This is a genomic window from Nocardiopsis codii (assembly GCF_036327455.1).
GTDB lineage: Bacteria > Actinomycetota > Actinomycetes > Streptosporangiales > Streptosporangiaceae > Nocardiopsis > Nocardiopsis codii.
Map to the genome: position 1 here is coordinate 294,881 of NZ_JAUZMY010000003.1, position 13,115 is coordinate 307,995.

The 13,115-nt window shown below is 71.8% G+C and carries 9 protein-coding genes; 2 read left to right on the forward strand and 7 right to left on the reverse strand.

The genetic code is table 11. The annotated features are described in order from the left end of the window. Window positions 1-211: 211 nt before the first annotated feature. From Q8791_RS05055 to Q8791_RS05085, 7 genes are all read right to left on the reverse strand, one after another. Window positions 212-1,006, reverse strand: a complete 795-nt coding sequence (locus Q8791_RS05055; protein ID WP_330090381.1) for an amino acid ABC transporter ATP-binding protein — start codon at window positions 1,004-1,006, stop codon at window positions 212-214. Then, complete coding sequence (locus Q8791_RS05060; RefSeq protein WP_330090382.1) at window positions 1,003-1,863, reverse strand: amino acid ABC transporter permease; 861 nt, start codon at window positions 1,861-1,863, stop codon at window positions 1,003-1,005. The genes Q8791_RS05055 and Q8791_RS05060 overlap by 4 nt, the downstream gene beginning before the upstream one ends. Beyond that, complete coding sequence (locus Q8791_RS05065; protein WP_330090383.1) at window positions 1,860-2,735, reverse strand: ABC transporter substrate-binding protein; 876 nt, start codon at window positions 2,733-2,735, stop codon at window positions 1,860-1,862. The genes Q8791_RS05060 and Q8791_RS05065 overlap by 4 nt, the downstream gene beginning before the upstream one ends. Window positions 2,736-2,858: 123 nt before the next feature. Next, window positions 2,859-5,141: a SpoIIE family protein phosphatase gene (locus Q8791_RS05070; protein WP_330090384.1), complete on the reverse strand. Its 2,283-nt coding sequence runs from the start codon at window positions 5,139-5,141 to the stop codon at window positions 2,859-2,861. Window positions 5,142-5,293: 152 nt separating this feature from the next. Then, the gene (locus Q8791_RS05075; protein WP_330090385.1) at window positions 5,294-5,995 is read right to left on the reverse strand and encodes a metal-dependent transcriptional regulator; all 702 of its coding nucleotides are present in this window, start codon (window positions 5,993-5,995) and stop codon (window positions 5,294-5,296) included. Window positions 5,996-6,393: 398 nt separating this feature from the next. Continuing rightward, window positions 6,394-7,047 carry a pyridoxamine 5'-phosphate oxidase gene (pdxH, locus tag Q8791_RS05080; protein ID WP_330090386.1) on the reverse strand — a complete coding sequence of 218 codons (654 nt, stop codon included), beginning with the start codon at window positions 7,045-7,047 and terminating at the stop codon, window positions 6,394-6,396. Between the two features lie 61 nt (window positions 7,048-7,108). Then, entirely contained in the window at window positions 7,109-10,651 is a 3,543-nt protein-coding gene (locus tag Q8791_RS05085; protein WP_330090387.1) for an ABC transporter substrate-binding protein, read from the reverse strand. Between the two features lie 228 nt (window positions 10,652-10,879). Here Q8791_RS05085 and serC point away from each other — a divergent pair, with 228 nt between their 5' ends. Together serC and Q8791_RS05095 are read left to right on the forward strand one after the other, a co-directional pair. Next, window positions 10,880-12,004 carry a phosphoserine transaminase gene (serC, locus tag Q8791_RS05090; protein WP_330090388.1) on the forward strand — a complete coding sequence of 375 codons (1,125 nt, stop codon included), beginning with the start codon at window positions 10,880-10,882 and terminating at the stop codon, window positions 12,002-12,004. A gap of 97 nt (window positions 12,005-12,101) precedes the next feature. After that, the gene (locus Q8791_RS05095) at window positions 12,102-13,115 is read left to right on the forward strand and encodes a glycerophosphodiester phosphodiesterase family protein (protein ID WP_330090389.1); all 1,014 of its coding nucleotides are present in this window, start codon (window positions 12,102-12,104) and stop codon (window positions 13,113-13,115) included.

Below are 13,115 nucleotides of genomic sequence, written 5' to 3' on the forward strand. Positions count from 1 at the left end.
CCATTTCTGCGTCTTCCATCAACGCCCTCCACAATTCTGTTCGGTAACCGGTACATCCTTTTTCTGTTGTCGTCGGACAAATTAACCGCAAGGTTCCGCCACGACAAGGAGGGCAGGGCGGACATCCTCGTGTTCGCCGGGCGTTCGCCGCCCGGTCCCGCTGTCAGGGACCGCCGCCCGGCCCCGACGGCGGGGCCGGACGCCCCGCCCCTCACAGCCTCCCGGCGTCGATGATCCGCTGGAGGAACCGGCGGGTCCTCGGCTGCTCCGGGTCCCCGAGCACCTGGCCGGGCGGCCCCTGCTCCAGGATCCGGCCGCCCTCCAGGAAGCACACGGTGTCGGCGACCTGCCGCGCGAAGCCCATCTCGTGGGTCGCCAGCAGCATCGTCATCCCGTCCTCCCGCAGCCCCCGCACCAGGTCGAGGACCTCGCCCACCAGCTCCGGGTCCAGGGCCGACGTGATCTCGTCCAGCAGGAGCAGGCGCGGCGAGTTCACCAGGGCCCGCACGATCGCCGCCCTCTGCTGCTGGCCGCCGGAGAGCCGGTCCGGGTACTCGTCGGCCTTGGCCGCCAGCCCGACCCGGTCCAACAGCTCGCGGGCGCGCTCCGCGGCCTCGGCACGTTCTCGGCGGTGCACGCGGCGGGGCGCCAGGGTGACGTTGTCCAGCACGCTCATGTGCGGGAACAGGTTGAAGGACTGGAACACCATCCCGATCCGGCGCCGCACACGGTCCGGGTTCACCCTCGGATCGGTGATGTGCTCGCCGTCCAGGTGGATGGACCCGTCGTCGATCGGCTCCAGGAGGTTGGCGCACCGCAGCAGGGTGGACTTCCCCGAGCCGGACGCGCCGATCAGCACCACCACGCCGTGTTCGGGAACGTCCAGATCGAGACCGTCCAGCACGGCGGTGCCCCGGAACTCCTTGCGCACCCCCCGGAGGCGCAGCACCGGCACGGCGCCGTCGCCCGCCGCCGACAGGTGGGCCAACCGTTCCAGCTCGCTCATCGGCCGCCCTCCGCGGACTGGCGGCGTGCCGCCCGGACCGTCACCCAGTCGGTGACGGCCACCAACGGGATCGCCATCAGGACGAAGAGCACGCCCGCGACGATGTACGGGGTGAAGTTGTAGGTCTGCGCGGTGGCGATCTGCGCCGCCCGGATCGCGTCGATCGGACCCGCCAGAGAGATCAGCCCGACGTCCTTCTGCAGCGCGACCATGTCGTTGAGCAGCGGCGGGGAGACCCGCCGCACCGCCTGCGGCAGGACCACCCACCGCATGCTCTGCGCGTAGGTCAGGCCCAGGGAGCGGGCCGCCGCGATCTGGCTGGGGTGCACCGACTCGATCCCGGCCCGGAACACCTCGGCGATGTAGGCGCCGTACGTGATCACCAGGGCGATCCCGCCGAGCACCAGCACGCTCGGGGTGCCCTCCAGCCGCAGCCCGGGCACCCCGAAGGTCATCAGGTACAGCACGATGATCAGCGGGGCGCCCCGGAAGCCGTAGGTGTAGGAGGCCGCCAGGGCGCGCAGCGGGAAGAAGACGGGGCCCCGCAGGGTGCGCATGACCGCGACGACCAGCCCCAGCACCAGGGCGCCCAGCGCGCAGAACACCAGCACGCGCACGTTGAGCCACAGACCCGTGAGGATGGCGGGAAGCGCCTCGCGGGCCACGGAGGCGTCGAAGAAGGTCTCGCGCACCCGTTCCCAGCCCGGCGATCCGACGACCACCGTCACGAGGACGGCGCCGAGCAGCGCTGTGGACACCGCGCCGACCAGCACCGACCTCACCCCCTGGCGGCGCCGGAGGGCGGTCCGCTCGACCTCCAGGGGGCTGGGGGCGTACGCGGGGGCGTCGCCCCTCACGACAGCTCGGGCGCGTCGGCGGCCTCGGCCAGCCACTCCTGTTCGAGGTCGGCCAGGACGCCCTCCTCGCGGAGTGCGTCCACGGCGGCGCTGACGCAGTCCGTGAGCGGCGAGTCCAGGTCGAGCACGAGGCCGAACTGCTCGGCCTCCGCGTCCGACTGCGGGAGCTGGCCGACGATGGCGGCGTCCTCCAGTTCGGCCGACGTGACGTAGAAGGCGGTGGGCAGGTCGAGGACGACGGCGTCGACCTGGCCGTTCTCCAGCGCCTGCTTGGCGTCGTCGTTGTTGTTGAACACCAGGGGCTCCTGGTCGGGATCGACGCTCTCCACCAGTGCCTCGTAGCTGGTGGTGCCGACCTGGGCCCCGATCGTCAGGTCCCTGAGGTCCGCCAGCGACTCCGCTCCGGCGGCCTCCCCGCCGGACAGGGCGACGACCGCCTGGCGCACGTCGTAGTAGGGGGCGGAGAAGTCGACGGCCGACCGGCGCTCCTCGGTGACGGAGAACTGGTTGACGTCGAAGTCGTAGGCCTTGGGCCCGGGCTGGATCGCGTTGTTGAACGTGACGACGGTCCACTCGACCCGGTCCGCGGGGTAGCCGAGCCGGTCGGCGACGGCGTACGCCACGGCGGACTCGAAGCCCTCGCCGTTCGCGGGGTCGTCGTCGACGAACCACGGCGGGTAGGCGGGACTGTCGGTGCCGATGGTGAGCGTCCCCCCGGTCAGGGTGGGGAGGTCGCCCGGTGCGCACTCGGCGGCGGCGCCTGCTTCCGGTTCGGCCGCCTCCTCCGCGGGCGCACAGGCGGTGGCGGCGAGGACGGCCGCTCCGGCGGCGCAGGCCAGGACACGGCGGAACGGGCGGGGGCTGGGGGTCATCGTGGCTCCTGAGGGGGACGTGATCACCACAAATTACCTACTGGACCAGTGGGATATCCAGGTCTTCTACGTCACGAAACCGTCTGGCGCAGCGGCGTCACCGGCCGTGACCCCCAGGGGGGATCACTCCTCCGGCTTCTCCTCGTCCGTACCGTGCATCGGCATCTCGAACCAGACCGCCTTGCCGTCCGGCGTCGGCCGCGAACCCCAGCGGCTGGCCAGCTGCTCCACCAGGTAGAGGCCGCGCCCGCCCTCGTCGTCGGCGGCGGCGCTGCGGATGCGGGGCAGGCGCAGGTCGTGGTCGAAGACCTCGACCCACACGGCGGAGGCGCCGCGCCGCAGCCGGAGCAGGAACTCCTTGTCGGCGGGGTCCTCGACGGGCTCGTCGCCCTCCTCGGCCGCCTCCTCCAGAAGGTCCGTCCAGTCCTCGTCGAACTCGTCCGGCATCGACCCGCCGCCCAGCGGCGTCTCCGAGTCCAGGACCCCGTTGCCCGTGAACTCGCGGTGCACGGGGTGCGGGGTCGCGTGGATGACGACGTTGGTGACGATCTCCGAGACCAGCAGGCAGGCCAGCTCGGACTGGTCGCGGTCCATCCCCCACTCCTTGAAGGTGTTGGCCGCCAGATGGCGTGCCTCGCCCACGGTGGAGGCCTCCGACGGGAACCAGCCCTCGCGCAGTGCCAGCTCGTCGGAGTGGGTGCGCACGACCAGCAGCGCGGTGTCGTCGTCCAGCTCGCCGGGGACGCTGTGCACGGCCGCCTCGGCGATCTCGTCCACGTCCTTGTCGGCGACCTCGGCGACCCGCTCGGCGAGCTTGGCCAGTGCGCGCTCGGGGTCGGGCGTGCCGCCGACCGGCCGCCGGTCCACGAGCCCGTCGGTGTACATGACCAGGGTCGCTCCGAGCGGGAGCCGCAGTTCGGCCTGGTGGTAGACGATGTCCTCGGCCGACCCGCCCTTGGCGCGCACGCCCAGCATGCGGTCGGCGACCGCCAGGTCGAGCTTGTCGACCGAGTCGGAGGTGACCAGCAGCGGGGTGGCGTGCCCGGCGTTGGCGTAGGACAGCTCGCGCGACCACGCGTCGTAGACCATGTAGAGGCAGCTGACGCTGGGGATCCAGTGGCCGCCGTCCTCGCCCTCCTCCTCGGGCTGGCCGAGCTGGCGGACCCACTCGTCGAGCTCGCGGAGGATGTCCGCGGGTTCGCGGTCGGCCTGGGCGAAGGCGCGCAGGGCGGCGCGCAGCTGCCCCATGACCGCGGCGGCGTGCGGCCCGCGGCCCTCCACGTCGCCGATGACCAGTCCGACGCGTCCGGCGGAGAGCGGGATGGCGTCGTAGAAGTCGCCGCCGACCTGGGTCTGCACACCGTACCCGTGCGCCTGGAGCGGCCCGGCGGGCTGGTAGCGGTGGGCGATGGTCAGCCCGTCCAGGTGCGGGAAGTGGTGCGGGAGGAGGCTCCGCTGGAAGGCGAGCGCGGTGCTGCGCTCCTCCTCGAACAGGCGCGCGTTGTCGATGCTCAGGGCCACCCGGGAGGCGATGGCGCCGACGAGGTCGCGGTCGAACCCGCCGTAGGTGCTCTTCTGCCGGGGGGAGAGCCCGGACAGCGCCAGGGTGAGTACTCCGAGGACCTCGCCCCGCGCCCGCAGGGGGGCGGCGATGGCGGAGGTGACGCCCACCTGCCGGGAGACCGCGTCGGAGCGGCTGCTGGGGGAGTTCTCGAACAGGTAGTCGCTGCTGACGATCGTCTCCAGGCGCCGCAGCGCCTGGGTGACGAAGTGGCGTTCGGGGTAGCGGACCTCGTCGCCGACCTCGAACCAGGTACGGGGCGGCGGTGTCCACCCCTCGGCGTGCACCGACACCTGTCTGACCAACCGGTCGTGGTCGTAGAGGTCGATGAAGCAGTGGTCGGCGAACTGCGGCACCAGGATGCCGGCGACGCCCTTCACCGTGGAGTCGAACTCCAGGGAGCCGGCGAGGCGGCTGCCGATGCGTTCGAGCAGGCCGTACTGCTCCTCCACCCGGCCGCTGCGCAGGGCTTCGCGGGCGATGAGGGTGATGCCGTCGATCTCACCGGACTCGTCGCGCATGGGCACCGCCTGGGCGCGCACGTGGATCCACGTGGAGTCGCCCTTGAGCACCGCGAACGTGCCCTCCCAGGGTTCGCCGCGCAGGACGCGGCGGGCCAGCTCGGAGGCGTGTTCGCGGTCGGACTCGTGGATACCGATGTCGAGGAGGGAGAGGCCGACGTAGTCCCGGCCGCCGACGAACCCGAAGAGTTCGCGGGCGAAGGGGTTCCAGTAGCGCAGAAGGCTGGACCTGTCGATGACGACGATGGCGATCTGCGCCTTGTCCACCACGGCGGCCGTGGCCAGCGCGTCGCTCTCCCGGAAGGGCTCACCCCACCGTGTCATCTAGCCGCCACCTCGCCGTCATGAGCTGCATACATGCCCGCTCCGGGTACCCCGAACGACCGCACCTTGGAGCGAGCGTAGCAACACCGTCAACGTTCCCGCAGCGCAATGTGACAATCCCGATGAGCAACCAATCAACGTGTTCGCGTGGTTCACGGCTTGGCGACGAAAATGTGTCCGGCGACGACCTCGGAGAGGTAGGAGCCCTCGGATTCGCCCCCGATCACGTGTACGCCCTCGTCAGAGGCCCGCAGCACCACTTCCTGCCCGGGTTGTACCCCGGATTCGCGCAAGGTGAGCATGATGTCGGCGTCCGACTGGATCTGCTCACTGATGCGCCGTACGGTCACGGTGGTCTCGCTGTTGCCCGCGACGTCGATCATCGGAACGATGGAGTCGTCGGTGAAGGGCTCGGGCGAGTAGTCCTCCAGGCCGAGCTCGTCCAACCCGGGGATCGGGTTGCCGTGAGGGCACACCGAGGGGGCGTTGAGCAGCGTCACCAGACGCTCCTCCACCGCCTCGGAGATCACGTGCTCCCAGCGGCAGGCCTCGATGTGCACGTCCTCCCAGGGCAGCCCGATGACGTCGACGAGCAGGCGCTCGGCGAGCCGGTGCTTGCGCATGACGTGCGTGGCCAGGCGACGGCCCTCGGCCGTCATGACGAGGTGCCTGTCGTTCTCGACCCGCAGCAGGCCGTCGCGCTCCATACGGGCCACGGTCTGGCTGACCGTGGGTCCGCTCTGGTGCAGGCGCTCGGCGATACGTGCCCGAAGCGGGACGATGCCCTCCTCCTCGAGCTCGAAAACCGTCCGGAGGTACATCTCCGTGGTGTCGATCAGCCCGTGTGCGGTCAAGTCTCCCCTCCCAAGGCTCTGCGCCCGACGCGCGGTCGCGGCGGGCACGGCAGGTCTCTCACAACACAGGCCGGGACCAGGTGATTCCCAGGGGCCGAGTGGGGACCGGGGCGTCCGCAGGACCGCGGGAGCGACCACCGATACGGCAAGCATATCGCGCCTCGGCGGAGCCGGATTTCTCCGGCGTCCCACAATGTGGACAGCGGGGGGCGACGCACGCCCCCGGACGCCGGAGTCGCTGGTCCCGGGCTTCCCGGGCCGTTCGGCTTCGGACGGATGCCCGACAGACTCTTGCGAAACGTCCGGCGGTGACCCACAGTGGCCCGGACGCACCCCGGGGCGACCGGGATCACGGAGGGCGGAGGGCCGCGCGGAGGGCCCCCGCTCCCCTGCGGGCGTCAGGGGGACAGCCGGTCGATCTCCCAGTCGTCCCCGTCACCGCGCAGGTAGCGGAACCGGTCGTGCATGCGGTCGGCGCCGCCCTGCCAGAACTCGACCTCCTCGGGGAGCAGCCGGAAACCGCCCCAGTAGGAGGGTCTGGGGATCTCCTCGTCCTCGGGCCACACGGTCTCGAAGCCCCGGTACAGCCGGTCGAGCTCGGCGCGGCCCTCCACCGGCCGGGACTGGCGCTCGCTGGCCCAGGCCCCGAGCTGCGAGCCGCGCGGCCGGGAGGCGAAGTAGAGGTCGTTCTCCGCGTCGGAGAGCCGCTCGACCCGTCCGGCCACCAGGACCTGCCGGCGGATGGCGTGCCAGGGGAAGAGGACGCTGGCGCGGGGGTCCGCGTCCAGCGCCCGGGCCTTCCTGGACGTGTAGTTGGTGAAGAAGCGCAGCCCGGTCCTGTCGTAGCCCTTCAGCAGCACGGTCCGGGCGCGGGGCATCCCCGTGGGCTCGACGGAGGCCAGGACCATGGCGTTGGGCTCGCCCAGGCCCGACGCGTAGGCCTCGTCGAACCACAGGTCGAACTGCGTCATCGGATGGGCCGCGAGGGAGGAGCGTCTCAGGGGTTCACCCGTGTACGGTTTCCGCAGTTCGGCGGGGTTTCGGTGGTCCACAACGGGCATCTTCTCGCGTCGGGCCGCCGCGCGCCACCCCGCCCCGCGCCCCTCGTGCGCCTCACCCGCACCCCGGTTCGTCCGGCCGGAGGTCGGCGCTGCTCATGCCGCACCGGTGGATGACGTGCTGGCGGTCGCCTCCGGAGCTCGGACCGACCAGGACCAGCTGCACCAGGCGCTCGGAGAACCAGTTGCCGTCGACCGAGCGGTCGAACTCGATGTAGCCCGACATGCCGGTGAGGCCGCTCGTCCCCTGGATGCCGGCGAGGAGCTGGTCGCGCCTGCCCTCGTAGTCCTCCTGGGTCCGGAGGAACGGCGTCCGGTCCAGGCCGACGAGGCGCAGCGGCCCCCGTGCGGAGAGCTCCTCCGGGGTCAGGCCGGTGTGCGGCATCGCCCGCGAGACGACGAGGAGGGCGTCGCTGGCCACGGCGGCGTGCGCGATGGACGGGAGCTCGGTCCGGGGCACGGGCCGCCCCTCGTCGTCCCCGTCCTCCTGGTAGAGCTCCTGGACGAGGCGGTCCACCGCGGTGTAGAACCCCTGCGCGTCGTCCTCCGCCAGGACCTCCGACTCGCCCCAGTCCCCGCTGGCGGCCAGCGGCGTGTAGAAGACCGGGTGCCGCAGGGACTGGCTGATGCGGTCCTCCTCGTCGGCGACGAACTTGGCGATGTCGTCCCCTCCCAGGATCGTCATGTCCCCTCCGACGCACGCCGAGCCGCCCGCCGTCTTGAAGTAGTCGTGGAAGGCGGTGAAGTCCGCGGAGCGTCCGGCGAAGTAGAGGAGGTCCGGCGGGTCCTCGGTGCACAGCCGGTCGAGGTGGTCGCGGAAGGTGGTGTCCTCCTCCAGGTCACCGCTCCGGTACAGCAGGGTTCCGTCGGCGTACTCCTGCGCGCCGAGCCCCCGCACCCCCTCCCAGACGGTGCCGCCCTCCTCCTCGAAGGCCGTCATGAACAGCTCGGCCAGGTGCGGGCCGTACTGTTCGTGCTCCCCGCCGTCCGCGGCCCTCCTGCCGCTGGCGATGGCCACGGCCGTACGGGCGGGCTCCAGCCCGTGCTCGGCCCCTTCCTCGGTGGTCCACGGCACCCCGTGGTAGGCCCAGTACGCGGCCTGCTCGGCGATGCGGCTGTTGGCGGGGGCGACGGGGAAGAAGAACTCGTTGTGCTGCCGCGCGCCGTGCTGGGCGACGTCGTCGTACGTGGCGGTCGTCCCGACCATCGGTATCCCGGCGTCACCGACGATCTGGATGGCCTCGCTGTTGGGCGCGACGCTGTGCCCGAAGCCGACCGCCCCGATCGGCCGGTCCATGCCGAGGTACGTGTTCTCGGCGCGGGCGGCGATCTCCCGCGCGGTCCTGTCGGCGTGGCCCCACCCCTCGCCCGCGTTGCCGATGAGGAGCTTGATCTTGGGCGTGCCGTCCCGGCCGACGAGCTCGTTGTGCTGGTCCTGCTGGAAGGCCAGGCCGAGCAGCTCGCCCTGGGCGCCGGACAGCGAGGGGTCGTCGGGGTTGGCGATGCCGAGCTCGGCGATGTAGGCGATGGTGACGTAGGGGTCCCCGCTCCCGTCGACCGCCCGGTTCTGGTCCCGGATGCGCTCGGTCACCTCCTCCAGCCGCTCGTGGAACACGAAGTCCCCGAAGGTGACCCCCACGCATTCGCCGTTCCTCGTGTCGACGCCGACCGGGACGACCAGGCCCCGCTGCACGCAGGGGTGGAGCGCGGGGACGACCACGACCCCCATGACCACCGCCAGGGCGACGCAGGCGGCGGAGCCCGCCGTCCAGAGCCCGGCGAGCACGGGGGCGGTGAACACCCAGACGGGTTCGGGCTGCCAGGAGCGCCCGAGCCAGGCGTCCTGCAGCGGTCCCACCTCCTGGCGGACGAGCCGGTCGGTGCCGAGCGTCCCGGCCGCGTGCCGGGCCCGGGTCCAGCGGCCGACCTCGGGCGCCTGCGGTGTGGCGCCCTCCCCCTCGGGGAGGGACGGGTACCTGCCGGTGTCCACCGCGCCCGCCACGAGCGAGGGGGTCCGGGCGTCGCGGACCTGCACGATGAGGAGCGGATCGGGGAAGCCGCGCCGCAACCGCTCGTCCTCGACGAGGAGGACGAGGTAGCGGGCCACGGGGTCCAGCCGGTCCTGTTCGAGGATGAGGGCGGGGCGCTGCCTGCGCTTGCGGCGCCGGCGTCCGGCGGCGCCGTAGGCGTGGTGGAGGTCGTCGAGGAAGGCGTTGACGGCGAGCCGGTGGACCCCGGGCGGACGTGTGTCGGCACTGATCCGGCCCGGGCCCCCGTCGGGGGCGTTGAGCTGGCCGAGAACGTGGATCCCGCGCTCCCGGTGGTTGGGGAGGGCCTTGTCGCCGCCCGCGCCGTGGGCGACGTAGCGGTGCCTGTTGAGCCAGCGGTAGGGCCGCCAGGGCAGGAGGAGGAAGAAGGCGACGACCGCGTAGGCGGCGGTCAGGCCGACGCCCGCGAGAAGGCCGATCAGCTCGTTGAGCTGTTGGGCGACCAGGCCGAGGACGGCGAAGGGGGTGGCGGTGACGACGAGGGAGACGACGAAGGCCAGCGGGGTGAGCACCTTCTCGTCGAGCTTGCCGAAGGTGACCTTGTCCGAGACGCGGGTCGCCCACCGGGACGTGCGGGAGGCGGCGAAGGCGAGCCAGCGCCAGCGCACGACGTAGAGGCTCCGGGTCCGCTCCCACCGGGAGGGCGCGTCGGCCGGGGCCGCGTCGTCCTCGGGCGCCGAGGTCCTCTGCTTGGCCAGGTCGAGGAGGAGCTCGCGCCGCTCCCTGGCCCTCTCCAGGCGGACGCGCCGCAGTTCGTTGATGACCTCCACCTGGGTCTTGCTGTCGCTGTGGAGCTCGGCCCGGTCCTGGGAGACCTCGGAGCCGGACACGTTGGTCTGCACGACGGCCAGATCGCACCTGCGCAGCCAGAGCAGGGAGCCCAGGCGGGTGAAGCGGGGCGGGGCCGGGGGCTTGCGGTGGCGCGGCGGCTCCGGCTGGTCGCCGAGGGGGGCGAGGCGGCCGTCGACGAGGTGCTCCAGCAGGTCGTAGAGCTGGTCGGTGGTGACGGGGGTGTCCGCGTCCGCCCCCTCCCCTCGCGGCGGCGGATCGGCCAGGGGTGCGCCGGTGCCCTCCACGTCGGTGTTCCGCGGGAATCTGCGCCTTCTGAACCGGTCCAGGGAGCCGCTCCCGCCGGCCCGGCCCGTCCGCACGGGCGCAGCGGAGCCGCTGCCGCCGCTCGCGCCCTCCACGGCCCCGTCCTCCGCGGGCTCCCCGTCCCCGGGCGTCCGGCCCCCTCCGGGGTCCCCCGCCTCGGGCAGACGCCACACGAGGTCCGCGCCCCCGCGTTCGAGGAGCATGCGCAGGACCTCGGGGCGGTCCGCGGAACGGCTGACGGCCAGGTCCAGGACGGGGGGCGGCTCGGCGACGTCGCCCCGTTGGAGGCCGTCGTGCTTGTCGGCGGGGAGGCGCCGGGCGACCCGGCGCTCCATGCGCGCGACGCGGGTGTACCGACGGCGCGGGGGTCGGGAGCGCAGGGCGTCGAAGACCGCCAGGAACCGGGGGGTCCTCCCCTGGTCCGCGACGTGCGCGCCGGACTGGTCGTCAACCACTCGCGGAAACCCCTTCACAGCTCGTGTGGTCTCGCCACTCCCCCCGAAGCGGCCCATTAGACAACAGTGGTAGCTGAAGATTCATCCGTTTTGGTCGAATTGGTACTGACCCATACCGGCCACAACTTCTGTGAATGTGACGATTCGATCCTCCGGTCACGCGCATTCACGTCCTGAATCTCTCCCCTGACCGGCGGTCTCACGGCTCCCACCACTACCCTGGGGACCGTGACCGACGAGATTCAGATCCCCGCGAACCTGCTGCCCGCCGACGGCCGTTTCGGCAGCGGCCCGTCCAAAGTCCGCCCCGCGCAGCTGGAGGCCCTCGCCTCCTCCGGCTCCCTCTACATGGGGACCTCGCACCGGCAGAAGCCGGTCAAGTCCCTGGTCTCCCGGGTGCGCGCCGGCGTGAGCGACCTCTTCTCCCTGCCCGACGGGTACGAGGTCGTCCTCGGCAACGGTGGGACCACCGCCTTCTGGGACATCGCCGCCCACGGCCTGCTGCGCTCCAGGTCCCAGCACCTGTCCTTCGGTGAGTTCTCCAGCAAGTTCGCGAAGGTCGCCAAGGGCGCACCGTGGCTGGGGGAGCCCACCGTCATCAGCACCGACCCCGGCAGCCACGGCGAGCTCGTCGCCGAGGCCGGCGTGGACGTGTACGCCCTCACCCACAACGAGACGTCCACCGGCGTGGCCGCGCCCATCAGGCGCGTCGCGGGCGCCGACGACGACGCGCTCGTCCTCGTGGACGCCACCAGCGGAGCGGGCGGCCTGCCCGTCGACATCGCCGAGACCGACGTCTACTACTTCGCGCCGCAGAAGAGCTTCGCCGCCGACGGCGGGCTGTGGCTGGCCGTCATGTCGCCCCGCGCCCTGGCCCGGGTGGACGAGATCGCCGCGAGCGGCCGGTACATCCCCGAGTTCTTCTCGCTGACCACGGCGGTGGACAACTCCCGCAAGGACCAGACGTACAACACCCCGGCCGTGGCCACGCTGCTGCTGCTCGCCGAGCAGCTGGAGTGGATGAACACCGCGGGCGGTCTGGACTGGACGGTGGCGCGCACCGCCGAGTCCTCATCGATCCTCTACGGCTGGGCCGAGAAGTCCCCGGTCGCGACCCCGTTCGTCACCGACCCGGCCAAGCGGTCCCAGGTGGTCGGCACGATCGACTTCAGCGACGACGTGGACGCCGCCGCCGTCGCGAAGGTGCTGCGCGCCAACGGCGTCGTCGACACCGAGCCGTACCGCAAGCTCGGCCGCAACCAGCTGCGCGTGGCCATGTTCCCGGCCGTCGAGCCGAGCGACGTCCAGGCGCTCACCGAGTGCGTGGACCACGTGCTCACCAGGCTGTCCTGACCCGTTCACCCCACGTTGCACAATGGTGGCCGACCCGTGTTCCCATGGGTCGGCCTCCCTCTTTCCCGGCATCTCGGCTTCTCAGGACGGTTCGGCTGTGCGCAGGAACAAGAACAAGCAGGAAATCCCCATCAAGATCATCTCCCACCGGGGTGCGTCGGGGCACCGTCCCGAGCACACCCTGGCCTCCTACGAGCTGGGGGCCCGCCACGGCGGCGACTTCATCGAGATCGACCTGGTCGCCACCCGGGACGGGAAGCTGATCTGCCGCCACGAGCAGGAGATCGGCGAGACCACGGACGTGGGCGAGCACCCGGAGTTCGCCGACCGGCGCACCACGCGCACCGTCGACGGCCGTGAGATCACCGGGTTCTTCGCCCAGGACTTCACCCTGGAGGAGATCCGGACCCTGCGCGCCGTCGAGCGCCTCCAGGACGTGCGCGCCATGAACGCCCTGATGGACGGGGCCTACAGGATCCCGACCCTGGACGAGGTGGTCGAGCTGGCGTTCTCGCTCACCAAGGAGCTGGGGAGGCCGATCGGGATCTACCCGGAGACCAAGCACCCGGCGTACCACGTCGCCCAGGGGCTGGAGCTGGAGCCGTCCCTGATCGCCACCCTGCGCGAGGCGGGGCTGACCGGCCCCGAGCCGGCGCTGCCGGTCTTCCTCCAGTCCTTCGAGGCCGAGAGCCTGCGCAAGCTCGCCGAGACCGAGCTGCCGCTCGTGTTCCTGCTCGGCACCCAGGACCACTGGCTGCACTACACGACCCCGGACGGCCTCGCCGAGGTCGCGACCTTCGCGCAGGCGATCGGCCCCGCCAAGAGCCTCGTCATCCCCACCGACGAGGACGGCACCCTGGGAGAGCCCACCGACCTCGTGGAGAACGCGCACGCGGCCGGGCTGCTGGTGCACCCGTACACCTTCCGCAGCGAGAACCACTTCCTGCCGGTCGACCTGCGCTCGGACGGCGAGCGGGGCGACTACGGCGGCTTCGCCGCGGAGTACGAGGCGTTCTTCGAGGTCGGCGTGGACGGCGTGTTCACCGACTTCTCCCGGCACGCCTTCCTGGTGCGCGAGCACTTCCTCGACCCCCAGCCCGTCGAGGGCTGA

What these genes read in the sequence shown, in the direction of transcription:
- Q8791_RS05055 (WP_330090381.1), bottom strand. Translation starts at nt 1,006, where the DNA reads ATGAGCGAGCTGGAACGGTTGGCCCACCTGTCGGCGGCGGGCGACGGC.
- Q8791_RS05065 (WP_330090383.1), bottom strand. Translation starts at nt 2,735, where the DNA reads ATGACCCCCAGCCCCCGCCCGTTCCGCCGTGTCCTGGCCTGCGCCGCC.
- Q8791_RS05070 (WP_330090384.1), bottom strand. Translation starts at nt 5,141, where the DNA reads ATGACACGGTGGGGTGAGCCCTTCCGGGAGAGCGACGCGCTGGCCACG.